The organism is Kushneria sp. AK178 (genome assembly GCF_053903105.1).
The window spans coordinates 1,640,018-1,662,490 of sequence record NZ_CP096381.1 but is presented as its reverse complement, the minus strand read 5'-3'; the positions used below and the strand labels follow the sequence as shown (position 1 = coordinate 1,662,490).

Annotated in this window: 19 protein-coding genes; 4 read left to right on the top strand and 15 right to left on the bottom strand. The window is 61.3% G+C overall.

What is annotated here, in order from left to right; genetic code table 11:
- Window positions 1-154: 154 nt before the first annotated feature.
- Window positions 155-1,603, bottom strand: coding sequence for a glyceraldehyde-3-phosphate dehydrogenase (locus M1D97_RS07425; protein WP_456270092.1), 1,449 nt, complete (start codon window positions 1,601-1,603; stop codon window positions 155-157).
- 397 nt (window positions 1,604-2,000) lie between these two features.
- On the opposite strand from M1D97_RS07425, the gene mfd reads away from it, so the two are divergent.
- Entirely contained in the window at window positions 2,001-5,450 is a 3,450-nt protein-coding gene (gene mfd / locus M1D97_RS07420) for a transcription-repair coupling factor (RefSeq protein WP_456270091.1), read from the top strand.
- A gap of 132 nt (window positions 5,451-5,582) precedes the next feature.
- Here the strand turns inward: mfd and M1D97_RS07415 are convergent, their stop codons facing one another.
- The 4 genes from M1D97_RS07415 to M1D97_RS07400 are packed head-to-tail and all read right to left on the bottom strand — an operon-like array spanning window position 5,583 to window position 9,231.
- Entirely contained in the window at window positions 5,583-6,170 is a 588-nt protein-coding gene (locus M1D97_RS07415; protein WP_456270090.1) for a hypoxanthine-guanine phosphoribosyltransferase, read from the bottom strand.
- Window positions 6,163-7,446: a mechanosensitive ion channel family protein gene (locus M1D97_RS07410; RefSeq protein WP_456270089.1), complete on the bottom strand. Its 1,284-nt coding sequence runs from the start codon at window positions 7,444-7,446 to the stop codon at window positions 6,163-6,165. Before M1D97_RS07410 ends, M1D97_RS07415 begins: the two co-directional genes overlap by 8 nt.
- Window positions 7,447-7,486: 40 nt before the next feature.
- Window positions 7,487-8,524, bottom strand: coding sequence for a beta-N-acetylhexosaminidase (gene nagZ, locus M1D97_RS07405; protein WP_456270088.1), 1,038 nt, complete (start codon window positions 8,522-8,524; stop codon window positions 7,487-7,489).
- Window positions 8,521-9,231 carry a TetR/AcrR family transcriptional regulator gene (locus M1D97_RS07400; protein ID WP_456270087.1) on the bottom strand — a complete coding sequence of 237 codons (711 nt, stop codon included), beginning with the start codon at window positions 9,229-9,231 and terminating at the stop codon, window positions 8,521-8,523. The genes nagZ and M1D97_RS07400 overlap by 4 nt, the downstream gene beginning before the upstream one ends.
- Before the next feature lie 164 nt (window positions 9,232-9,395).
- Between M1D97_RS07400 and lexA the strand changes: the two genes are divergently transcribed.
- Complete coding sequence (gene lexA, locus M1D97_RS07395) at window positions 9,396-10,040, top strand: transcriptional repressor LexA (RefSeq protein ID WP_456270086.1); 645 nt, start codon at window positions 9,396-9,398, stop codon at window positions 10,038-10,040.
- A 42-nt stretch (window positions 10,041-10,082) separates the two neighbouring features.
- On the opposite strand, the gene M1D97_RS07390 is transcribed toward lexA, so the two are convergent.
- The 4 genes from M1D97_RS07390 to topA all read right to left on the bottom strand — a co-directional run bounded on the left by M1D97_RS07390 (window position 10,083) and on the right by topA (window position 14,332).
- Window positions 10,083-10,784, bottom strand: coding sequence for a lipopolysaccharide kinase InaA family protein (locus M1D97_RS07390; RefSeq protein ID WP_456270085.1), 702 nt, complete (start codon window positions 10,782-10,784; stop codon window positions 10,083-10,085).
- A gap of 88 nt (window positions 10,785-10,872) precedes the next feature.
- On the bottom strand, window positions 10,873-11,118 hold the full coding sequence (locus M1D97_RS07385) for a hypothetical protein (protein ID WP_456270084.1): 246 nt from the start codon (window positions 11,116-11,118) through the stop codon (window positions 10,873-10,875).
- Between the two features lie 89 nt (window positions 11,119-11,207).
- On the bottom strand, window positions 11,208-11,666 hold the full coding sequence (locus M1D97_RS07380; protein ID WP_456270083.1) for a DUF6586 family protein: 459 nt from the start codon (window positions 11,664-11,666) through the stop codon (window positions 11,208-11,210).
- On the bottom strand, window positions 11,663-14,332 hold the full coding sequence (gene topA, locus M1D97_RS07375) for a type I DNA topoisomerase (protein ID WP_456270082.1): 2,670 nt from the start codon (window positions 14,330-14,332) through the stop codon (window positions 11,663-11,665). Before topA ends, M1D97_RS07380 begins: the two co-directional genes overlap by 4 nt.
- 322 nt (window positions 14,333-14,654) lie before the next feature.
- Here topA and pyk point away from each other — a divergent pair, with 322 nt between their 5' ends.
- Window positions 14,655-16,124, top strand: coding sequence for a pyruvate kinase (pyk, locus tag M1D97_RS07370; RefSeq protein WP_456270081.1), 1,470 nt, complete (start codon window positions 14,655-14,657; stop codon window positions 16,122-16,124).
- A gap of 75 nt (window positions 16,125-16,199) precedes the next feature.
- On the opposite strand, the gene M1D97_RS07365 is transcribed toward pyk, so the two are convergent.
- A complete protein-coding gene (locus M1D97_RS07365; protein ID WP_456270080.1) occupies window positions 16,200-17,150 on the bottom strand; it encodes a hypothetical protein in 951 nt (316 codons plus the stop codon).
- A complete protein-coding gene (locus M1D97_RS07360) occupies window positions 17,150-17,773 on the bottom strand; it encodes an NUDIX hydrolase (protein ID WP_456270079.1) in 624 nt (207 codons plus the stop codon). The genes M1D97_RS07365 and M1D97_RS07360 overlap by 1 nt, the downstream gene beginning before the upstream one ends.
- A gap of 133 nt (window positions 17,774-17,906) precedes the next feature.
- On the opposite strand from M1D97_RS07360, the gene M1D97_RS07355 reads away from it, so the two are divergent.
- Window positions 17,907-18,923 (top strand): zinc-binding alcohol dehydrogenase family protein, encoded by a 1,017-nt coding sequence (locus tag M1D97_RS07355; RefSeq protein WP_456270078.1) that lies wholly within the window; start codon window positions 17,907-17,909, stop codon window positions 18,921-18,923.
- Window positions 18,924-18,981: 58 nt separating this feature from the next.
- Here M1D97_RS07355 and msrQ read toward each other — a convergent pair whose 3' ends face one another.
- The 4 genes from msrQ to lipB form a co-directional block, all read right to left on the bottom strand.
- A complete protein-coding gene (gene msrQ, locus M1D97_RS07350; RefSeq protein ID WP_456270077.1) occupies window positions 18,982-19,593 on the bottom strand; it encodes a protein-methionine-sulfoxide reductase heme-binding subunit MsrQ in 612 nt (203 codons plus the stop codon).
- Window positions 19,593-20,603, bottom strand: coding sequence for a protein-methionine-sulfoxide reductase catalytic subunit MsrP (gene msrP / locus M1D97_RS07345; protein ID WP_456270076.1), 1,011 nt, complete (start codon window positions 20,601-20,603; stop codon window positions 19,593-19,595). Before msrP ends, msrQ begins: the two co-directional genes overlap by 1 nt.
- Before the next feature lie 175 nt (window positions 20,604-20,778).
- Window positions 20,779-21,753: a lipoyl synthase gene (gene lipA, locus M1D97_RS07340; protein ID WP_456270075.1), complete on the bottom strand. Its 975-nt coding sequence runs from the start codon at window positions 21,751-21,753 to the stop codon at window positions 20,779-20,781.
- Window positions 21,753-22,457 carry a lipoyl(octanoyl) transferase LipB gene (lipB, locus tag M1D97_RS07335; RefSeq protein WP_456270074.1) on the bottom strand — a complete coding sequence of 235 codons (705 nt, stop codon included), beginning with the start codon at window positions 22,455-22,457 and terminating at the stop codon, window positions 21,753-21,755. Before lipB ends, lipA begins: the two co-directional genes overlap by 1 nt.
- Between the last annotated feature and the right edge of the window lie 16 nt (window positions 22,458-22,473).

Below are 22,473 nucleotides of genomic sequence, written 5' to 3'. Positions count from 1 at the left end.
TTCGGTGATCCGCCAGAGCGGACATGATTTAACACGGTTTAAAAACCAGCCGTATTATAAGGAGCTGGAACGTGAAAAACCATATGAGTTAAAAGGGATTCACATTGGGGCGAGAGCTCTCCTGGACCAAAGTCCAGGAGAAAACGGTTGGATGTCAGTCTGGCGAAGGAAAGGAAGGCAGACGTGCATGCGCCATGTGCTGTACCAGTCGGATTACCTGAGCGCTGTAGCCGAACTCGTTGTCATACCAGACATACACCACGATGTTTCTGCCATCGACGATGGTGGCCTTGCCATCAACGATGCCGCCATGACGGTTGCCCACGAAATCCGACGAGACCACTTCAGGCGAATCGACGAAGTCGATCTGGCGGCGCAGCTTCGAATCGATCGACATCTCGCGCAGATAGCCGTTCAGGGAGTCCCTGTCACAGGCCTGCTCAAGCGTTAGATTCAGAATCGCCATGGAGACATTGGGAATGGGAACGCGAATGGCGTTGCCGGTCAGCCTGCCGGCCAGCTCCGGCAGTGCCCGCGTTACGGCCTTTGCCGCTCCTGTTTCGGTCAGCACCATGTTCATCGGCGCACTGCGCCCACGGCGCTCGGCCTCGTGATAGTTGTCGGTCAGATTCTGATCGTTGGTATAGGCGTGTACCGTTTCAACATGACCGCGCTCGATGCCGTAACGATCCGACAGACATTTCAGCACCGGCACAATGGCGTTGGTGGTGCACGATGCCGCCGACAGGATCGACTCGTTTTCATCGGCTTCATGCTCGTTGATGCCGTAAACGATATTCTTGATATCGCCCTTGCCCGGCGCCGTCAGCAGCACGCGCGCCGCCCCCTTCGAGGTCAGATGTTTCGACAGCCCTTCACGGTCACGCCATTGACCGGTGTTATCCACCACAATGGCGTTGTCGATGCCATAAGCCGTGTAATCGATACTGTCCGGGGCGTCGGCGCGAATGAACTGGATACGATTGCCGTTGGCAATGATGGCGTCATTGTCATGATCGAGCATCAGCGTGCCGGCAAAGGGCCCATGGATGGAATCGCGGCGCAGCAGGCTGGCACGCTTTTCCAGATCCGAGCTGTCACCGCGCACGACAACACCCCGCAGTCGCGGCGAGCGCCCGCTACCGGCGCGCTCGATGAGCAGCCTTGCCAGCAGCCGGCCGATACGGCCAAAGCCATACAGCACCACGTCACGCGGAGGTTCTGAAGGCTCCCTGCCCTGCTGACCCACGACCGGCTCGAGGGCCTGTCGCAAAAAGCCCATCACATCGTGTTCGCCGCTGCGCTTGCAGGCCACGGCCAGCTTGCCGATATCAATATGAGCGGGCCCGGGCTCAAGCTCGATCAGGTGCTTGACCAGAGCAAGGGTATCCCCGACTTCCAGCTCGACATTTTCCGCATGCCGGGCATAACGATGATGCTTCAGCAGTTGAATGACCGACTGATTGACCAGGGAGCGGCCATACATCAGCGGCACCACCCGGCAGGTCCGATAGAGACGTCCCAGCAACGGGATCATCTCCTCGGCCAGGGCCTCCTGTGCCTGCCACTGCTGCAGACACGCGTCTTCCTTTGCCATACTCACGTCAGGTTTCCTTGCAGTGATTGAAAACCTGCAGCGCCTGCCCTTGTTTTATGTGATATCCGTGGCGGTATCGTGGGCACTCTCTCGGCAGCTGCAATCCTGAGGTGGCGGCATTATCGAAAGAGCTCGGCCTCCCCACAATGATGGCGTAGTCGCAAAAATTGTAGCCTGACTACACCAAAGCATGGGTTGACAAGCGCCGCCCCAGCGTTTTTTACCCCGGTACTGGCGTCGCCCGTAGACCGAAAAGCCCATCATGATGTCGCTTTTGCGCCATCATGATGCGCTGCAGAAAGGAGCCACGCGTATCGGCAATGACAGACTTAACGCAAATCCCTTTCATATCGACGATACTGTCCGCATTTTTGTCCCTGTGCCCATCGATTCAAAGTGAACCATGCCATCGCATAGCAGCACCATCAGCCCCCTTGCGCCCCCCGCGCTTGCCCCGGCCCGGGAAAACACTCGCTGGCAACTGCCACAGGGCAGCGCGGATGCGCTCGCCATGGCTCGCCTGGCCGGTGCCGAAGATACCCCCCTGCTCGTGATCACGCCGGATTCGGCCAGTGCACAGCGCATGGCCATGGCACTGCGCTTTTTCAGCACGCAGGAGGTACTGGTCTTCCCCGACTGGGAAACCCTGCCCTACGACAGCTTCTCACCGCATCAGGACATCGTCTCGGAGCGTTTGCGCACCCTGCGACAGATGCAGCATCAGTACCAGAGCATCATCCTGGCGCCGGTCAACACCCTGATGCAGCGCCTGCCGCCCACCGACTATGTCGCCGTACAGGCCCTGCAACTGGAAACGGGCATGTCGCTGGACCGCCAGCATTTTCGCGAGCAGCTCCATCTGGCCGGCTATCGTGCCGTCGAAACCGTTTATGAACCGGGGGAATACGCCTTTCGCGGCGCCCTGATCGATCTGTATCCGGTCGGCAGCGAGCACCCGCTGCGCATCGATCTCTTCGACGACGAGGTCGATACGCTTCGCCACTTTGACCCCGATACACAGCGCTCCACGGATCGCATCGAGCGCATCGAACTGCTGCCGGCGCATGAATACCCGCTCACCCAGGATGCCATCGCACGGTTTCGCGAGGGCTTCGAAACGCTCTTTGACGTTGACCCGCGCCACTGCCCGCTCTATCTGGACGCTCTACAGGGCATTCCCTCGCCGGGTCTCGAGCAGTATCTGCCGCTGTTTTTCGAGCGCACCTCGACGCTTTTTGACCATATCGGGGACAGCCTGCGCTGTGCCCTGCTTCCGGGCACCTTTGAGGCCGCCGAGGGCCACTGGCAGTCCATTACCGGACGCTATGACAATCTCGGCGTTGATCCCACCCGGCCGCTGCTGCCACCAGTAAAGGCCTTTATCCCGGTGGCCGAACTTTTCGGACACATCAACCGTTACCCACGGCTGCAGTGGCGCACGGATGACGAAGGCACACCGGTCGAGGGCGCGGCCCTGCCCGATATTGCCATCGACGGACGGGCCACCAGGCCGCTGGCATCGCTGGAACAGTTTTTGAGCGCTCACGACGATCTGCGCGTGCTGTTTGTGGCGGAGTCGCGTGGCCGGCAGGAAGCCCTGCATGAAACCCTGGCGCCCCTGAATCTGGCCCTGAGGGATACGGACAGCTGGCAGGCCTTTCTCGAGGCCGATCAGCGTCATGCGATCGTTGAAGGCGGGCTTGAACATGGTCTGTGGCTGGAAAGTGCCGGACTGCTGGTACTCACCGAGACCGAACTGCATGGCGAGATCGTGCGTCAGAGCCGGCGCCAGAGTCGGGCCACGGATGACAATGAGCTGGCCGTACGCCACCTCTCCGAGCTCAGGGAAGGCGCCCCGGTCGTTCACCAGGCCCACGGCGTGGGCCGCTATCTGGGACTCGAGACCCTGCACGCCGGCGGCATGCCGGCCGAGTTTCTGACGCTGGAGTATTCCGGTGGCGCCCGCCTCTATGTGCCGGTCGACAGCCTGCATCTGATTTCGCGCTATGCCGGCGCCAGCGATGACAGCGCCCCCCTGCACAAGCTGGGCAGCGATCAGTGGGAAAAGGCACGACGCAAGGCGGCGGAAAAGGTCCGCGACACGGCGGCCGAACTGCTCGATGTCTATGCCCGACGCGAAGCGCGCGAGGGCTTTGCCTGCGAACCGCCGGGGCAGGAATACGCCCGTTTTGCAGCGAGCTTTCCCTTCGAGGAAACCCCCGATCAGCGCATGGCCATCGATGCCGTGATCCATGACATGACCTCGACCCAGCCGATGGACCGGGTCATCTGTGGTGATGTCGGTTTCGGCAAGACGGAAGTGGCCATGCGGGCGGCCTTTCTGGCCGTTCAGTCCGGTCGGCAGGTGGCCGTGCTGGTGCCCACTACCCTGCTGGCACAGCAGCACTTTGACAATTTCCGCGACCGCTTCGCCGACTCGGCCATCAACATCGATATCCTGTCGCGCTTTCAGGGCGGCAAGCTGCAGTCACAGACGCTGGAGCGCCTCAATGACGGCCGCATCGATATCGTCATCGGCACCCACAAGCTGCTGGGCAAGGAGCTCGAGTTCGCCAATCTGGGGCTGGTCATCGTCGATGAAGAGCACCGCTTTGGCGTCCATCAGAAGGAGAAACTCAAGTCGCTGCGCGCCGAGGTCGACATCCTGACCCTGACCGCCACACCGATTCCGCGCACGCTATCGATGGCCATGAGCGGCATGCGTGATCTTTCCATCATTGCTACACCGCCGGCGCGCCGGCTATCGGTCAAGACCTTCGTGCAGCAGCGCAACCAGGCCGTGCTCAAGGAAGCCGTACTGCGTGAGCTGCTGCGTGGCGGTCAGGTCTACTACCTGCACAACGAGGTCAAATCGATCGAGGCCACGGCCGAGAAGGTGCGCGAGCTGGTGCCCGATGCCCGTGTCGGCGTCGCCCACGGGCAGATGGCCGAGCGCGCCCTGGAACGGGCCATGTCGGATTTCTATCACAAGCGCTTCAATGTGCTGGTGTGCTCCACCATTATCGAAACCGGCATCGATGTGCCCAGCGCCAACACCATCATCATCGAGCGCGCCGACAAGTTCGGACTGGCTCAGCTGCATCAGCTGCGCGGCCGGGTGGGCCGCTCGCACCACCAGGCCTACGCCTACCTGCTGACGCCGCCGCCCAGACAGATGACCACGGATGCGACCAAGCGTCTTGAAGCCATCACCCAGGCCGAGGATCTCGGCGCGGGCTTTACCCTGGCCAGTCACGATCTGGAGATCCGCGGTGCCGGGGAGCTACTGGGCGAGGAGCAGAGCGGTCAGATCGAGACCATCGGCTACAGCCTCTACATGGAAATGCTTGATCGGGCCGTCAACGCCATCCGAAGTGGCAAAACGCCCAACATTGAAGCGCCCATGTCGGAAGGCGTGGACATCAGCCTCGGGCTGCCGGCGCTGATCCCCGAGGATTACATGCACGATGTTCAGCAGCGCCTGATCATGTACAAGCGCATCAGCAATGCCAAAAACGATGGTGAGCTGCGGGAGCTGCAGGTCGAGATGATCGATCGGTTCGGTCTGCTGCCGGAACCGGTCAAGCACCTTTTCCGTCAGGCCACACTGCGCTTTCGCGCCGAGCGGCTGGGCATTACGCGGCTGGAAGCCGGGGACAGGCGCGGCCGTATACAGTTCAGCCCCGAGACCTCGGTGGATCCCATGACGCTGGTCAAAATGATGCAGCAATCACCCGATCAGTATCGGCTCGATGGTGCCGAAACCCTGCGCTTCGAGCAGCCCATGGAGACACCCGAGGCGCGCTTTGCCGCCATTGAATCGCTGCTGGACCACTTCAACCAGAAAAGCTGAAGCGCCCGGCTTGCCGGGCAAACAACAGGGGCCGGCCCTGATGGCCGGCCCCCTGTCGTGTGGTCTGATGCCCTCTCGACGCTGCGGCACCCGCCGGCATCGATATGTCGGCCGGGAATGATCGATGCCCGCTCAGAGCCCGCGCGGGGCAAAAATCCCCGGCGCGTTGCGCCAGTAGCCCTTGTAGTCCATGCCGAAACCGAACACGTAGCGGTCCTCGACCTCCAGGCCACAGTACTCCGCCTTGAGATCGGGAACGGCCTTGCGATCGTGCATTTTCTCGACCAGTACGGCCGAGGAGACGCTGGCCGCCCCTGCCTGACGACAGTATTCCAGAATGGCGGCCAGCGTTGCGCCTTCATCCAGAATATCGTCGACGATGACCACGTGGCGTCCGGCCATCGGAATCTCGGGAGAAACGCGCCAGAACAGCTCCCCCCCGCGCAGCCCGCCCCGGTAGCGCGTGGCATGTAGATAATCGACTTCCAGCGGAAAGCCCAGCCGGGTCAGCAGATGCCCGGTCGTGATCAGGCCGCCATTCATGACGCAGTAAAAGACCGGCATGCTGTCGGAAAGGTTCTGCGTTAATCGTTCGGCCATGTCATCCAGCGCCCTTTCGACAGCCGGTAGATCGATCAGACAGTCCGCCTCATCCATCAGGACCTTCATATCGTTGTGATACTGGGCTATCTCGGGGGGACCATCCTGCTGTTCAGCCATCGCCATCTGACTCACTGTTGGGTTCGGTATCAAACGGGGCCCGTTGCCCCCGGTGCTTGTCCCGCGACCGGCGCTCGGTGGCCGACCGGGAATTTTGAGGGGCGCTATCCTGACGTGAATCCCCTTCGGGCTCAAGGTCCATCGGCTCCGCCGTGTTACCCAGGCGTATCTCATCGGGGACATAAACCCTTGAAGCCGGCAGCGCCAGCTCGGCCCCATGGTGGTCGATGATGTCACGAACCTTGAGCAGGATGCGCTGTCGGGTCTCATTGTAGCGCTGCCAGTCGGTGACACTGCTCAATGCATAGATCATCAGGTTCAGCGAATAATCACCATACTGGTTGAAATTCACCGTGATCAGCTCGTCGCTGTTGATCTCTTCGTCCCGATCGAGCATGTCACGTATGTCACCGGTAATCGCCTCGATCGCCCCGGCATCCTGATAGCGGATGCCGACATTTTCCCAGATAAGACGCGCCTGCATGCGTGACGGGGTTTCGATGGTAATCCGGTTGAAGGCGGCATTGGGCACGTAGATGGGCGGACCGGCAAAGGTGCGTATGCGGGTCAGACGCCAGCCGATGTCCTCAACAACGCCTTCAATGTCGCGATCGGGCGAGCGGATCCAGTGCCCCACCCGAAAGGGCTTGTCCAGATGAATCACCATGCCGCCAAAGAAGTTGGCCATGACATCGCGCGCGGCAAACCCGATCAGCAGCCCGCCGGCACCGCCGACTGCCAGAATACTGGACATGTCGACGCCCAGCAGCTGCATGGCCAGCAGCATGACGGTCAGCAGGGTGACCGCGCCCACGATCTTGGTCACGGCCGAGGCCGTGGTCTGATCGACCGGAGACGAGCGGGAATTGCCGGGCGGGAAGACCATGCGCTGCTCGAGACGCTGCATCAGCCGGATTTCACCCCAGAAGATCAATACCAGGGTGATCATGCCGAACGTCAGCCCCATATAGCGGCTGACCCCTTCAAGTTCGACCTCCTGAGCCACCAGGGTCAGAATCATGCACAGGGCACCGCTCCACAGCCAGACCCGAAAGGGCACACGAGCCCCGTGCACCAGCGCATCGTCCCAGCGTCTCGGGCTGTGGCGCAGACGCCGTTCCAGACGACGCAGCAGAAGTGCCGCCGTGATATCAACGACCACCGTCAAAAGCATCAGTCCGATCAGCATGAGGGCCCAGCCCGGGATTCCGAAGAGCTGATCCAGCCGGTCGCGCGTACCGGTGAGCAGTTGTTGCCAGAGTGCCGTCGCTTCCATAACGCAGGGGCTCCTTCAGATCATCGGGTGCGCTGGCGCATCAGCCGATCCGCTGCAGCCGCTCACACGTATGCTGCCAGCGTGGCAGCGTCATGAGCGTTTCAATTGTCAGGCGCTTGCCGCTGAAGTAGAGCCTGTTCAAACGCTGCCGGCTCTCGGGCAGCACGGTGTGTCGTGCCAGTGTGTCGCGGGCCTGTGCCGCCGCGTCAGGGTCATTGCATAACAGGGTCAGATCGCAGCCGGCCTGTAGTGCTGCCATGACACGCTCACCGGGCCCGCCTGCCATGGCGGCCCCTTCCATGGAAAGATCGTCGGAAACGATCACGCCATCAAAGCCGATATCGTGACGCAGATACTCAAGCCAGTACTGCGAAAACCCGGCAGGCCGATCGTCAATCCGGGTAAAGCGCACATGGGCCGGCATGATGCCGACCAGGTGATCGGACAGGGCCCTGAAGGGCATCAGGTCATGCGACTCGAGCACCTCGAGTGTCCGGTCGTCTTCCGGCATCACCAGGTGTGAATCGAGCGTGACGCCGCCATGGCCGGGGAAATGCTTGCCGATACCGGCCATGCCAGCCTCCTCGAACCCGTCGATAAAGGCGCCGCCCAGGGCCGTCACATGCTGCGGGTCATCGGAAAAGGCGCGGTTGCCGATGGCCGGACAGCGGGCATCATCCAGATCCAGCACCGGCGCGAAGGAAAAGTCGACGCCACAGGCGGCCATTTCCATCGCCAGCAGCCAGCCGGTGTCGCACGCCAGTGCCAGCGCCTTTTCGGGCGCCTGACGATAGTACCGGCCCAGACGCGCCATGGGCGGCAGGGCTGTCACACCGTTGCGCAGACGCTGAACACGCCCACCCTCCTGGTCGATGCCGATCACGATATCGGGATTACATCGACGAATGTCGTCACACAGCCGGCGCATCTGCCCGGGGGACTCGACATTACGCGCAAAGAGAATAATGCCTCCCACGGCAGGGTGCGCAAGCCAGTCCCGCTCCTGCTCGCTCAGGTGCGTGCCCTGAAGATCACACATGAGGGGGCCACCGAACGTGGCGACCTTTGAGTCGGTCATGAGTGGGTTCCTGTTCTGGCGTAGGACGTCATCTCTGGCGGTATATGCTGATCGATCCGTGCGACTGATGCATCATCGGCCACCGGTGCCCGCAGGGCGTGCAGTGCCACCGGCTTCAACCGCTGGGCCAGCTCCCGGATCGTGATGCGCTGATGGTAGTCATGCTCGGCGATATCGCGCAGGGTATTGAGCCCGGACAGCGTAAAGATGACCGACCCCAGCATGAAATGCAGCCGCCAGAAGCGTTCATCGTCGGCCAGCTCCGGGGTAGCCTGCCTGAGCAGCTCCAGAAAGCGTGAAAAGATATCGCCGTAACGCCGGCGCAGCTCGTCGCGAAGCTGGCGCTGCGTCTGAGAGTAGGCCAGCCCCAGCAGCTTCATGAAGGTTCTCAGATCATGATTGTCGGAAGGCATTTCCAGCACGCTGGCAAAGAGCGTATCAAGCAGCCCATCAAGATCCGGCGCGCCCGCCTCACCGGCTTTCAGCGCATCAAGCCGTCGGTGCAGATCCGCACTGAACGGGTCCAGATACCGGAAAAACACGGCCTGTATCAGCGCCTGCTTGGAGCCGAAGTGATAGTTGACGGCCGCCAGATTGACTTCGGCCCGGCCGGTGATCCGACGCAGGGAGGTTTCAGAGAAGCCATGCTCGGCAAACAGCACTTCAGCCGCATCAAGGATTCGGGTCACGGTATCGGATGGCACCATGGAAAATATCAGTTCTCTTTCATGAAAATAAAACGTGCGGGCCAGTCATCGATGGTATCACCATTGCCGCCTGACACCTGCATTCAGGCAGCATCGCAGCACTTGCATTGACATGACGACTGGATACAATCACATACTGTATACATCAACAATGGCCACTGCACATGACACGACCGTTGACCGCTCGCCAGCAGGCCGTATTCGATTTTATTGCCAGCACCATCAATGAGCTCGGCTATCCGCCCACGCGGGCCGAAATTGCCGGTGCTCTGGGATTTCGCTCGCCCAATGCCGCCGAAGAGCATCTGCGGGCACTGCGCAAGAAGGGGGTTATCGAGATGATCCCCGGGACATCGCGCGGCATTCGCCTGTCCCATCAGGAGCAGACCATTCAGGAGCAGGAAAGCACTGCTGCCGGCCTGCCCGTTGTCGGGGAAGTCGCCGCCGGCAGCCCGATTCTCGCCGCCGAGCATATCGCGCGCTACTGCCCGATGCCGGCCGACTTTTTCAATCCGGGGGCGGATTACCTGCTTCGCGTGCGCGGCCTGTCGATGCGCGATGCCGGCATCCTCGACGGCGATCTGCTGGCCGTCCACCGCACGCATGATGCCCGGGACGGGCAGATCGTGGTGGCGCGCCTGGGAGACGATGTCACGGTCAAGCGCTTCAAGCGCCAGGGCAGTGTTGTCAGCCTGATTGCCGAAAACCCCGATTTTGAGCCCATCACCATCGATCTGACAAGACAGAGCCTGGAAATAGAGGGCGTCGGCGTTGGCGTGATTCGCGGCGGCGACGGCAACAACCTTTAACCGGCACGCCGGCTTTTCTCAAGGGTGTGCCTGCGGGCACACCTAACGCACCCGCGGCAGCATGAGGCGTGCCCTGTCCAGCGTCATCCCCGCCTCTTGATAGAGGTCCATCACCAGATGGCATTCGTCGTCACGCATCCCCATTGGCCGGGCATCACCAAAAAGACGCGTCAGATCACGCATGGCGGCCAGGCGAGTCGACGGACGACGCTGGCACTTTTCCAGATCCACCAGTGCCGTACTCGCGCTGTCATCAGCATCGAGTCGAACCAGCACCTCCTTGGGATAGAGATGGCCGTGCTTGTAGGCACTGCGGTGCAGCCTGATGAGATTGCTTGCCAGTGCCCGGAATATGGCGATGCGCTGCCCGGTATCGTACTCGTCAGCCCTGAGCATGGCCTGCAGGCTCTGGTAACCGTGGAGGGCCTCGGTCACCATGACGGCCTGCCACCCCTGCCCGCTTTTTCTGGCCTTGAAAAAAACGGGAGGCGGCGCGTTGACCCCCAGCATCTGGCACCGTTTGAGGCCCTGCCATTCACGCACCGTGGTAGGCCGTCCCAGCGGATAGCGCAGGCTACGAAACAGATGGCCGTGCTGAATCTTGACATAGTAGGAGGGACCCTGCGGATCGGGCCGGATGAACCGAACACCGCTGAGGCCTCCCTTGCGTTCGTTGGGGGGTTCTACCCACTCTCCCGGCGCTTGCCACCAGAAGTCAAAATCACCCTGCAGGGTCTCTGACATAACAGATCAATTCCGGATCTTCAGCCCCCGGGGGCCGAAAGGACGATCCCCGCCCATAAACGGGGATCGGGCGAGTCAAAAAGGCGAATCAATGAATGGCGGCAGGCTCGGGGGCTTCAGTGCCCTCATCCTCTTCTGCGAGTACGGAGCGGGAGATCAAATGGTCCAGCATTTCCCGGGCCACATCAAAGCGATGATGCCGCAAAAGTTCAAGCGTACTGGACGAAAACCGGATACTGGCCAGCGGCTCGTTTGTCTCGTCACTGTCGGCGGCCCGAAGCACAAACTGACCATCTTCAAGCTCGACGATCTCGAATACGGCGGCGTCAGTCATGAGCCACCTCACTGATCCGATCAGCGCCAATCATTAACGCAATATTAATTTCCCTGAAAAGGGATGTCACGTTGTTCCAATACAAGACATTACCACTCATGGCTGGTTTCACGGAGTCTGGGAAGCAGCGTTCGAAAACTATCAAGACACGTTGCAAGTTCCCGGGAAAGGGGCTCACTCTGGCTGGACGCAATCATGTTGTCGTGCCGACGCAGCCGCGCGGCACCACCTTCATCATGAAGACGATCAAGCAGCTGCAGCAGTCTGGCAAGCCAGCTGTCGGGACGGGCCATGAGCTCTCGCAGCAGTTCGATTTCGGCCACCGGTGCCGGCGGCTGTTCAAGGACCCTGCGCCAGTGCATGTCAGGCCAGCGGCAGGTATGCGCGATTTCCTTGATCAGGCTTTCCAGTGCCATTTCGAGCATCGATAGCGCCCCTTCCTCGAGCGCTCGTCGCCGGGCATCGGCATGCTCATCATCGCCGGCAGACTGATCCAGCAGCAGCATGGCCTGATACAGCAGCTGATTGGTGCGGCCCTGATGGCTCATGATGCCTGCTTCCCTGACTTGCCGCCCTTTTTGGCACCGCTCCCCTTGCGGTTATCCTCGACCTGCCAGCGCTCGCCGTCCCACAGCGCCTTCCAGCCGGTCGCCTTGCCCTCTGCCTCGCTCAACACATACTGGCTTTTGGTCTTGCGCGAGAACCGGATCTGGGCCGGATGCCCATCCGGGTCGTGATCCGGCGCCTCCAGCAGAAAATGGTACTTTTCCGGCAGCGCCTCGGCATGCGGTCTGATCTCGCTGACCAGCGGCGGTCGCGTTTCACGGTTTTTCGGGAACTGGCTGGCCGCCAGGAAAAGACCGCTGGCGCCATCACGCAGCACGTAGTGATCCTCCACCTTTTGACAGATCAACTCCGGCATCGGAATCGGGTCCATCTTGGGTGGCGCAGGCTCGCCGCTTTTCAAAAGCTTGCGGGTGTTTTTGCAGTCATCGTTGGTACAGGCGAAATACTTGCCGAACCGCCCCGAGCGCAGCTGCATTTCCGAGCCGCACTTGTCGCACTCGATGGTCGGGCCTTCATAGCCCTTGATGCGAAAGTGGCCCTCTTCGATCTCGTAGTAGCCATCATCATCGTTGCTGATGTGAATCTTGCGCGTCTCATCAATGAGGTAGCTGTCCATCGCCGTGCCGGTATTCGGATTACGACGCTTGGCCCTCAGGGCATCGGTTTCGGCATTTTCATCGGCATCCGCCGGCACCGCCTCTTCCCCGGGCAGCAGATCAATGGTGGTCTTGCAGCGCTCCTTGGGCGGCAGGTTGTAGCCCGAGCAGCCCAGAAAGACGCCGGTGGAGGCGATGCGAATCTGCATGGGTCGACCGCAGGTGGGACATTCGATGCCGGTTTCGACCGGCTGATTGGGGCGCATGCCCTCCTCGCCCTCGGCATGCTCCAGCCGGGCGCGGAAATCGCCATAGAAACTGTCCAGCAGTTCGCGCCAGTCACGCTCGCCGTCGGCGACGTGGTCGAGCTCGTCTTCCATGCGGGCCGTAAAGCCATAGTCCAGCAGATCCTGGAAGGACTCGATCAGCCGGTCGGTGACGATCTCGCCCAGTTTTTCGGCATAGAAACGGCGGCTGTCCAGCTTGACGTAGCCCCGTTCCTGAATCGTCGAAATGATGGCCGCATAGGTGGAGGGCCGGCCGATGCCGCGCTTTTCGAGTTCCTTGACCAGGCTGGCCTCGGTATAGCGCGCGGTTGGCTTGGTGAAATGCTGTTTCGGATCGAGCGCCCTGAGTTCCAGCGTCTCGCCCTTGCCGATATCCGGCAGCTGCTGATCCTCTTCCTTTCTGGACGAGGGCTTGAGCACCCGGGTATAGCCGTCAAAGCGCAGCACTCGCCCGCGGGCCCGCAGCTCGAACCCTGCCACCTCAATGGTGAGCGTGGTCGACAGATACTGTGCCGGCACCATCTGGCTGGCCAGAAACTGACGCCAGATGAGCTCGTAGAGGCGTTCGGCATCACGCTCCATGCTGCCGAGATCATCGGCGTGACGACCGGCATCGGTCGGCCTGATGGCTTCGTGAGCCTCCTGAGCGCCCGCCTTGCTGGAGTAGACATTGGGGGCGTCGGGCAGGTAGTCACTGCCCATGCTGGATTCGATGTAGTCGCGTGCCATGGCGATGGCGTCGGCGGACAGATTGGTCGAATCGGTACGCATGTAGGTGATAAAGCCCGCTTCATACAGACGCTGCGCCAGAGTCATGGTTTTCTTGACCGAAAACCCGAGACGCCCACTGGCCGCCTGCTGCAGGGTCGAGGTAATAAAGGGGGCGCCGGGCTTGCTGGAAGTCGGGCGATCCTCACGCCCGGTAATGACGTAGGCCGCCTTTTCGAGAGGCGCAATCAGCGAGGCTGTCTGCGCTTCACTGGTCGGCCGGAAAGCATCACCGTGATGTTTGACCACCTCAAACCGCACGCTATCGCCACTGCCGGCGTCAAGGTCGGCATGAACGTCCCAGTACTCTTCCGGCGTAAAGGCACGAATTTCGCGCTCACGCTCAACGATCAACCGCACCGCAACCGACTGGACGCGGCCGGCCGACAGGCCTCGAGCCACCTTGCTCCACAGCAGCGGCGACACCATAAAGCCTACCACACGATCCAGAAAGCGCCGGGCCTGCTGGGCATGCACGCGGTCCAGCTTGAGTTCGCCGGGGGTCTCGAACGCCTGGGCAATGGCGTTTTTGGTAATCTCGTTGAAGACCACACGGCGATAGCGCGACTCGTCGCCACCGATGGTTTCCCGCAGATGCCAGGCGATGGCCTCCCCTTCACGGTCAAGGTCGGTGGCGAGATAGACGGCATCGGCCTTCTCGGCGAGCTTTTTGAGCTCGTCGACCACCTTTTCCTTGCCCGGCAATATTTCGTAGTTCGCCTGCCAGCCATTTTCGGGATCGACGCCCATGCGGCGGATCAGCTGGTCATGGCTCTTGCGCTTTTTATAAGCCGCCTTCTCTTCGGCAGACATCTTGCGCGTGGCAGCGGCCTGACGGGCACGCTCGGAGGGGTCAGTGGCACCCTTGCCACCACCACTGGTCGGCAGGTCACGAATATGGCCCACACTCGATTTCACGATGAAATCGTTGCCGAGGTACTTGTTGATGGTCTTGGCCTTGGCCGGCGACTCGACGATCACCAGTGACTTGCCCATAGATCTCCGTCTCTTTTGCCGGTCCTGCCGGCACTATCATGTCAGAAAAGCAGCGTGTGTGACCGCCCATTGACCGGGACAGGTTCAGACACCCTGAAAAATGCGACTACCCTACCCTGGCCTTATCCATGGCGCCACCGGATAAAAAACGATGGGCGAAAGCGTTGATGCCCTCACGGCAGGCACATCATTGCGCCGCCCCCCGTCGAATGCCTCGACATTCTCGAAGGTGTCATCAAGACTTTGGCGCATAGCCGTCGCACCCATGGGGGTGAAAAAGGTATAGTGAATATATTCAGACACCGCATCAGGAGAATGCTTCATGACGAAAGCGACTGCCGGCCCGATTCGCCGCACCAAGATTGTCGCCACTCTGGGTCCTGCCAGTGACGAAAAAGGCGTTCTCGAGGCCATGGTGCACGCAGGCGTTGATGTCGTTCGAATCAACTTCTCCCACGGCAGCGCCGAGGATCACCGCCGTCGCGTCGAGGCCGTGCGTGAAGCGGCCAGAAACCAGCAGCGTAACGTCGCCATTCTGGGCGATCTGCAGGGTCCCAAGATCCGTATTGCCCGCTTTGCCAACGGTTCGGTCGAGCTTGAAAACGGTCAGGACTTTGTTCTCGACGTGAATCTGGGCCGCGACGAAGGCGATAACCATCAGGTCGGCTGTGACTACAAGGCGCTTGCCGACGACGTTCAAAGCGGCGATGTTCTGCTGCTCGACGACGGCCGCGTCGTGCTCAAGGTCAATCGCGTCGACGGCGGACGTATCGAATGTAGCGTTGAAGTGGGGGGCACCCTCTCCAATAACAAGGGCATCAACAAACAGGGTGGCGGCCTGTCGGCGGCAGCATTGACCGACAAGGATCGCGAGGACATGAAAACCGCGATCGACCTGGAAGTCGATTTCCTGGCAGTCTCCTTCCCGCGCTCCGGCGCTGACATGCAGCTGGCGCGTGATCTGCTTGGAGAGGCCGGCAAGAACATTGCTCTGGTCGCCAAGGTCGAGCGTGCCGAAGCCGTGGCCGATGCCGCCACGCTGGACGGGATCATTATCGCTTCCGATGCTGTCATGGTGGCCCGCGGCGATCTGGGCGTCGAGATCGGCGATGCGCAGCTCATCGGTGTCCAGAAGCGCATGATCGCCCGTGCCCGCACGCTCAATCGTGCGGTCATTACGGCCACGCAGATGATGGAATCGATGATCGAATCGCCGCTGCCAACGCGCGCCGAAGTCTTTGACGTGGCCAATGCGGTGCTGGATGGCACCGATGCGGTCATGCTCTCCGCCGAAACCGCCGCCGGCAGCTACCCGGTCGAGACCATCGAGGCGATGGATCGCTGCTGCATGGGTGCCGAGCGCGAACGCGCCGCTCAGGAATCCAAGCATCGCATGGCCGATGAGTTTCATCGCATTGATGAAACCGTGGCCCTGTCGGCCATGTACGCGGCCAACCACCTCGAAGGCGTGGCAGCGATCGCCTGCCTGACCGAGACCGGCTATACGCCGCTGATCGCCTCGCGCATTCGTTCCGGCCTGCCCATTGTGGCCCTGTCGTCACATCCGCGTACGCTGCGTCGCATGGCGCTCTACCGCGGCGTGTTTGCCATCGAGTTCAATACCGATGACATGCCCAATGCCGAGGTCAACCAGCGCGCCGTCTCCGAACTCGAGAAGCGGGCGCTGGCCAACCCGGGCGACTACGTCATCCTGACCCGCGGCGATCACGTCAGCGCCCAGGGCGGCACCAACGCCATGAAGATTGTACAGGTCGGCGAACACATCGGCTGATAGCGGCCACGCGACACATCGATCCGTCTCAAAAAAGGCCTTCACTTGAAGGCCTTTTCTGTTATCAGCGCCCGATCACCCTTTCGGCGCTATCGCGTCATCAAACCCCAGTATCCACCCTTCAAGATGGCGCGCCACGGGCGACAGCGTGGATGACGCCGGCAGCTGCCCCTCCACCACGGCGATCATCATCAAAAGCCCCAGCATGGCGTCAAAGGGGTCCTCACCGTCAGCGCGCTCGCCGAACCCCGATTCGAGCGATGCTTTGGCAGGCGCCTCCCATGTCACCGGCAATGCGGTGTCCAACAGATGACGACCGGCTTCGATGCGATCTGCCCGGCGGCGCTTGCTCTGACGTCCTGATAGCTCAACCCCCATCAGCCGGGCCGCCAGCGTCGGCCAGGTCTCACACAGGATGCAGCGATGCGTGTCGGCAAGCTCGACCAGCGTACCATCAAAGGGCCATAGCGCTGCGCCCTGGGCCATGCCCGGCTGGATTACGCTCTGCCAGCCCGATTGAGCGGCCTTGCCGACCTGATTGGCGCCCAGCGTCCAGAACAGCGGACAGGGCTTGCGTCCGGGCATATCCCGCTCACACGACCGACGCAGCGCGTCGAAGCTCTCGACCCCCAGCGCCTGTGTGAGGTCAGACTGACGTATTCCCTTGCAGGCCCGCTGCGGATAAAAGGGCCGCGTCGGCGAGATCTCCGACGGGATCGAAGCCGTATCAAAAAACTGATCCCATCGAGGGGCCTCCATCGCCTCAAGGAAAGTCCTGAAACGGGTAACGTCGGCCTGCTCGGCCCATCGCTCGGGCACGCCGATCGGAAAATCGAATCCGGCCAGGGTGGCGCCCTCTCGAGAAGCCATCAGCACGCTGTCACGCCAGCCGTGGACATCCCGGATGCGGACCGGGTCACTGACCTGCCACTGGCCGTCGATACGCTGCGCCCGGGCGTACCAGCGCCTGGCAGGCGACAGACTCCAGTCGGCATGCAGCAGCCGATCAATACCGGCGATGGCCATCAGTCGCTGTAGATACCGGCCGCCCCGGAGTTGGCAAAGGCCCAGCATTCGTGAATATCGATGGGCAGCGTTCGTCCCTCGGACAGCGGCGGCAGATCGTCGAGATCAAAGAATTCGGCCGCATCCGTCTCGTTATTGGGCACGAATTCGCCGCCCTCATGCGTACAGACATAAAAGAGCTTGTAGATATGATCCGGCGAATAGTGGGCATAGGGGTGAAGGCTGCGGTCCTTGAGCATGGCCAGACGCGGCTGGCTCGCCCGATGGCCGGACTCCTCGACAATCTCCTTGAGCACGCCGGCACTGGGGCCTTCGTTAACGTCGGCCCAGCCGCCGGGCAGCGTCCAGAGTCCATCCTTGATTTCGCGGACCAGCAGCACGCGGCCCTGATCATCAAAGACCGCCCCGCGGACATCCACCTTGGGCGTCGCGTAGCCGCGGTCGGGAATGATCAGGTTTTCGATTTTCTCGATCGGCACATCCCCGAGCACGGCAAACATCTGGTTGGTCAGCGCTTCCAGCTGTTGATAGCGCGCCAGTTCATACTTGTTGGTGGTATAGGTCTGCCCGGTCTGGGCAATGGATCGGAGTTCCTTGGCAAAGGCTAACCAGTCATGTGTCATGCGTTCTCTCTTCTAGCGTGCCATGTCACCACCAGCACGGCGGCTGGCATCGGCTGGCATCATGGTCCAGATTGGTGGCTGATAGTCTAGAGGATGACGCATCAGCCTGCGTCCGTTAATCAAGGGAGAGACCATGAAAGCCATTGCCACACGCGGCGCCAGCGATATCAACGCCCCCGGCGCCTTTGAAGCCATCGACATCGAGCGCCCCTCACCCGAGGGAGAAGATGTTCTGGTGCGTATCGAGGCTGTCTCGGTCAATCCGGTGGATACCAAGGTGCGCGCGGGTGCGCTGGGAGAGATCAGTGAGCCCACCGTGCTGGGCTGGGATGCCACAGGCATCGTGGAAGCCATTGGCGACCGTGTCAGCGGTCTGGCCGTTGGCGAGCGCGTCTACTACTCCGGCGAAGTCAGCCGCCCCGGCTGCAACGCCCAGTACCAGCTGATCGATTCGCGTCTGTTGGCACGCGCCCCCGAGACGCTCGATATCGAGGAAATCGCGGCCATGCCGCTGACGGCTCTGACGGCCTGGGAGGCGCTGTTTGACAAGCTGCATCTGGCGCAGGATACCAGCGACCACGGTGATCAGACGCTTTTGATCATCAATGGCGCCGGCGGCGTGGGCTCGATCGCCATTCAGATGGCCCGCCAGCTGACCGGCATTCGCGTTATCGCCACGGCCTCGCGCGATCAATCAGCACAGTGGTGCCGCGACATGGGCGCTCATGACGTGGTAAACCATCACGATCTCGTCAACGAGCTCCAGCGCCTCGGCCTCGATAACGTCGATTACATCTTCAACTGTCACGACATCGGGGTGCACTGGGACAATATGGTGTCCCTGATCAGGCCGCTCGGCGAGATCGTGGCGATTGCCGAGACAAAGCAGCAGGTAGACCTCAACGCGCTGCAGGGCAAGGCTGCCAGCTTCCACTGGGAGTTCATGTTCGCCCGCCCGCTTCATGACGTGCAGCGCGAACAGCAGGGTGCAGCACTGACCACCATAGCGCGTCTGCTCGATGAAGGCCGGCTGCGCAGCACGCTGGGCGAGATTGTCGGGCCGCTCAATGTCGAGAATCTGACCCGCGCCCATCGGATGCTGGAAGAGGGTCACACCATCGGCAAGCTGGTACTGACCGCCATGGACTAGCACGCCACAGCGGTTGATTCAAAACGCCGGCCCCGGGCCGGCGTTGTCATCAGATGCGTCACGCCCGGGACGTACTGCCCCGCCGGGGAACCACCCTGCCGAGTGCCCGCGAGATCACCGGGATGCGAAGCAGCATCAGCACTCCACCGGCCAGTGCATAGCCACTCCACTGCCCCATGTCGGCACGCACGACCCAGAAAAAGTGCAACAGCACCAGCGCCAGCGCGATATAAGCCAGCCGGTGCAGCAACTTCCAGCGCTTGCCGAGACGCTTCATGGAGTAGCGATTGGAGGTGACCGCCAGTGCCAGCAGCAGCAAAAGCGCGGCAAAGCCGACAATGATATAGGGCCGACGCTGCAGGTCTTCGCCCAGTGCCGAGACATTCAGTCCCAGTATGAACAGCAGATAGCTGGTCAGGTGCAGCGCGGCGTAGCTGAAGGTCCAGAGCCCCAGCTGACGACGAATCACGGCAAATCCCTTCCAGCGGGTCAGCTTCATCAGCGGTGTCAGACTCAGGGTCACCAGCAGCAGGATCAGCGCACACTGGCCGAAATTGAGCAGCAGATACTGCCCGGGCTCGGGACCGGCCTGCCCTGCTGCCACCTGAAAGGCCCACCAGAGAAACGGCAGCAGCGCTGCCACGAAAACCGCACTTCGCCAGAGTCGCATCAAAAGTACTTCCGCAGGTCCATGCCCTTGTAGAGAGACGCCACCTCGTCCCCGTAGCCGTTGAACATTTGCGTATCGATCATGTTGGTACTGAACAGGCTGTTGGGCAGGCGTCGCTCACGTGCCTGGCTCCAGCGCGGATGGTCCACATCCGGGTTCACGTTGGAGTAAAAGCCGTATTCACTGGCATTGATGGAGGGCCAGGCGGTCGGCGGCTGCTCTTTCACTAGCGAAATACGCACGATCGACTTGATGCTCTTGAAACCGTATTTCCAGGGCACCACCAGCCGTACGGGCGCGCCGTTCTGGTTGGGCAGCACCCGTCCGTACATGCCCACGCTCAGAATCGTCAGCGGATGCATCGCCTCATCCATGCGCAGCCCCTCCTGATAGGGCCAGTCGATCAGGGCGAAGCGCGAGCGCTGCCCCGGCATCTCCTCGGGGCGCACCAGGGTCTGAAAGCGCACGAACTTCGCGTCGCTGGTCGGCTCGGCGCGCTTGAGGATCTTTGATAGCGGCACGCCCAGCCACGGAATGACCATCGACCACGCCTCGACACAGCGCAGGCGATAGATGCGCTCCTCCAGCTGGTGTTCGCCCAGCAACTGATCGACATCCAGCGTCCCGGGTCGGGCCACCTCGCCATCGATCTCGATAGTCCAGGGCTCGGTGGTCATGGCACCGGCATGTTTATAGGGGTCGTCCTTGCTGGTGCCGAATTCGAAAAAGTTGTTGTAGTGCGAGGCATCATCGAAAGGCGTGAGCTTGTCGTTTTCCCCTGCCGTCACCGCCTGCCACTGCGTATCGTCAAGGCGTGAAGCGAACCAGTCGGGCCGGCTGCCCGACTCGACATCGTCATATCGAGACGCTGCCCATACCCCGCGCGGCAGAGCTGCCGCCATGCCAAGGCTTGCCACCCCTGTCATGAAGCGTCGGCGCGCCTGATAGACCGACTCCGGCGTGGTTTCGTTTTCACCGATGTGGTGAGGCTTTCGTGTCCTGATCAGCATGGCACCCTCCACTTGACGACCGTCATGATTACCGACCGTTACACCATGAAATGGTTCAGACGTTCATACCTATCGAGACGATTATCGTGACTGTTAATAAGGATAGCGAAAACGACAACGCCCGGCAGTGCCGGGCGTCGTTGAACAACAAGGGTAGTGGCCAGCGTCACACGGCTCAGGAAACTCTTTCGCCGTGAGCCTGCTTGTCGGCATGGTAGCTCGAACGCACCAGCGGGCCCGACGCAACATGCTTGAAGCCCAGCTCGTAGCCCTTCTCGGCAAACCAGGCAAAGGTGTCGGGATGCACCCAGCGATCGACCGGCAGGTGACTACGCGAGGGCTGCATGTACTGCCCGAGGGTAAGCATGTCGACGTTATGGGCGCGCAGGTCACGCATGACCTCGACCACCTCGTCATCGGTTTCACCAACGCCCAGCATCAGCCCTGACTTGGTCAGCACTTCGGGGCGGGCCTCCTTGTAGCGCTTGAGCAGATCCAGCGACCACTGGTAGTCCGCGCCCGGACGCACGCGACGATACAGCGACGGCACCGTTTCCAGATTGTGATTGAACACATCCGGCGGCTCCTGACGCATGATATCGATCGCCTTCTCCATGCGACCGCGAAAGTCCGGCACCAGCACCTCGACCTCGAGGTCGGGGCTGCGCTTTCTGATCTCTTCGATGCAGTTGTTGAAGTGCTGCGCGCCGCCATCGCGCAGATCGTCACGATCCACGGAGGTGATCACGACATACTTCAGACGCATCTCCGCGATGGCTTCGGCCAGCTCGCGCGGTTCGTCTTCGTTGAGCGCGTTGGGACGGCCGTGGGCAACGTCACAGAACGGGCAGCGGCGCGTGCAGATGTCCCCCATGATCATGAAGGTGGCGGTACCGCCGTTGAAACACTCACCCAGATTGGGGCAGGACGCCTCTTCGCATACCGTGACCAGCTTGTGCCGGCGCAGGGTCTCCTTGATGCGTGTCACCTCCGGGGAGATGGGCATGCGCACCTTGAGCCAGTCCGGCTTGGTCGGCAGGGTCTCGGTCGGGATGACCTTGACCGGAATGCGGGATACCTTGTCGGCGCCGCGCAGCTTGACACCTTTTTCGGCCCGCTGTTTGGGGGTGGTAGCAGTCGTCTCGGTCATCAGTTTGATCCTGTTACTCGAGAAATGTGGGTCAGCACCCCGGGTGCGCTCACCATCTCCTGAAGCTCGGGGTTGCCGAGTTCGGCGGCAAAGGCTCCGAGCAATCCTTGTGCTTCACGCGCCATGTCCGGTGGTTGCGACGACAGATCGCGAAGCTGTGTCATTCTAAGCCCTGCATGACCGCAGGGGTTGATATGGTCAAAGGGGGAAAGATCCATATCGATATTGAAGGCAATGCCGTGGAAGCTGCTGCCCCGGCGAATACGCAGTCCGAGCGAGGCAATCTTGGCATCCGCCACGTAGACGCCCGGCGCATCGGCGCGCGAGCGGGCGCTGATGCCATGCTCGCCCAGCGAGCGGATCACGGCATTTTCAAGGGCATCCACCATGGCACGCACCCCGATACGTCGCCTTTTGACATCAATCAGGGGGTACATGACCAGCTGCCCGGGCCCATGATAGGTGACCTGTCCGCCACGGTCACTGTGCACCAGCGGAATATTGCCGGGATTGAGCAGATGCTCGGGCCGGCCGGCTCGCCCCTGGGTAAAGACGGGGAAGTGTTCGACCAGCCAGATCTGATCCTGAGTCGTGGCATCGCGCTCATCGGTAAAACGGCGCATCGCCTCCCAGATCGTGGTGTAGTCACATACCCCCAGACGATATACGCCAATGGACTGATCATCCAGCCTTGTGTCGCTCATCAGGGCTACCTCGGGG

What these genes read in the sequence shown, in the direction of transcription:
- mfd (WP_456270091.1), top strand. Translation starts at nt 2,001, where the DNA reads ATGCCATCGCATAGCAGCACCATCAGCCCCCTTGCGCCCCCCGCGCTT.
- M1D97_RS07415 (WP_456270090.1), bottom strand. Translation starts at nt 6,170, where the DNA reads ATGGCTGAACAGCAGGATGGTCCCCCCGAGATAGCCCAGTATCACAAC.
- M1D97_RS07410 (WP_456270089.1), bottom strand. Translation starts at nt 7,446, where the DNA reads ATGGAAGCGACGGCACTCTGGCAACAACTGCTCACCGGTACGCGCGAC.
- nagZ (WP_456270088.1), bottom strand. Translation starts at nt 8,524, where the DNA reads ATGACCGACTCAAAGGTCGCCACGTTCGGTGGCCCCCTCATGTGTGAT.
- M1D97_RS07400 (WP_456270087.1), bottom strand. Translation starts at nt 9,231, where the DNA reads ATGGTGCCATCCGATACCGTGACCCGAATCCTTGATGCGGCTGAAGTG.
- lexA (WP_456270086.1), top strand. Translation starts at nt 9,396, where the DNA reads ATGACACGACCGTTGACCGCTCGCCAGCAGGCCGTATTCGATTTTATT.
- M1D97_RS07390 (WP_456270085.1), bottom strand. Translation starts at nt 10,784, where the DNA reads ATGTCAGAGACCCTGCAGGGTGATTTTGACTTCTGGTGGCAAGCGCCG.
- M1D97_RS07385 (WP_456270084.1), bottom strand. Translation starts at nt 11,118, where the DNA reads ATGACTGACGCCGCCGTATTCGAGATCGTCGAGCTTGAAGATGGTCAG.
- M1D97_RS07380 (WP_456270083.1), bottom strand. Translation starts at nt 11,666, where the DNA reads ATGAGCCATCAGGGCCGCACCAATCAGCTGCTGTATCAGGCCATGCTG.
- topA (WP_456270082.1), bottom strand. Translation starts at nt 14,332, where the DNA reads ATGGGCAAGTCACTGGTGATCGTCGAGTCGCCGGCCAAGGCCAAGACC.
- pyk (WP_456270081.1), top strand. Translation starts at nt 14,655, where the DNA reads ATGACGAAAGCGACTGCCGGCCCGATTCGCCGCACCAAGATTGTCGCC.
- M1D97_RS07365 (WP_456270080.1), bottom strand. Translation starts at nt 17,150, where the DNA reads ATGGCCATCGCCGGTATTGATCGGCTGCTGCATGCCGACTGGAGTCTG.
- M1D97_RS07360 (WP_456270079.1), bottom strand. Translation starts at nt 17,773, where the DNA reads ATGACACATGACTGGTTAGCCTTTGCCAAGGAACTCCGATCCATTGCC.
- M1D97_RS07355 (WP_456270078.1), top strand. Translation starts at nt 17,907, where the DNA reads ATGAAAGCCATTGCCACACGCGGCGCCAGCGATATCAACGCCCCCGGC.
- msrQ (WP_456270077.1), bottom strand. Translation starts at nt 19,593, where the DNA reads ATGCGACTCTGGCGAAGTGCGGTTTTCGTGGCAGCGCTGCTGCCGTTT.
- msrP (WP_456270076.1), bottom strand. Translation starts at nt 20,603, where the DNA reads ATGCTGATCAGGACACGAAAGCCTCACCACATCGGTGAAAACGAAACC.
- lipA (WP_456270075.1), bottom strand. Translation starts at nt 21,753, where the DNA reads ATGACCGAGACGACTGCTACCACCCCCAAACAGCGGGCCGAAAAAGGT.
- lipB (WP_456270074.1), bottom strand. Translation starts at nt 22,457, where the DNA reads ATGAGCGACACAAGGCTGGATGATCAGTCCATTGGCGTATATCGTCTG.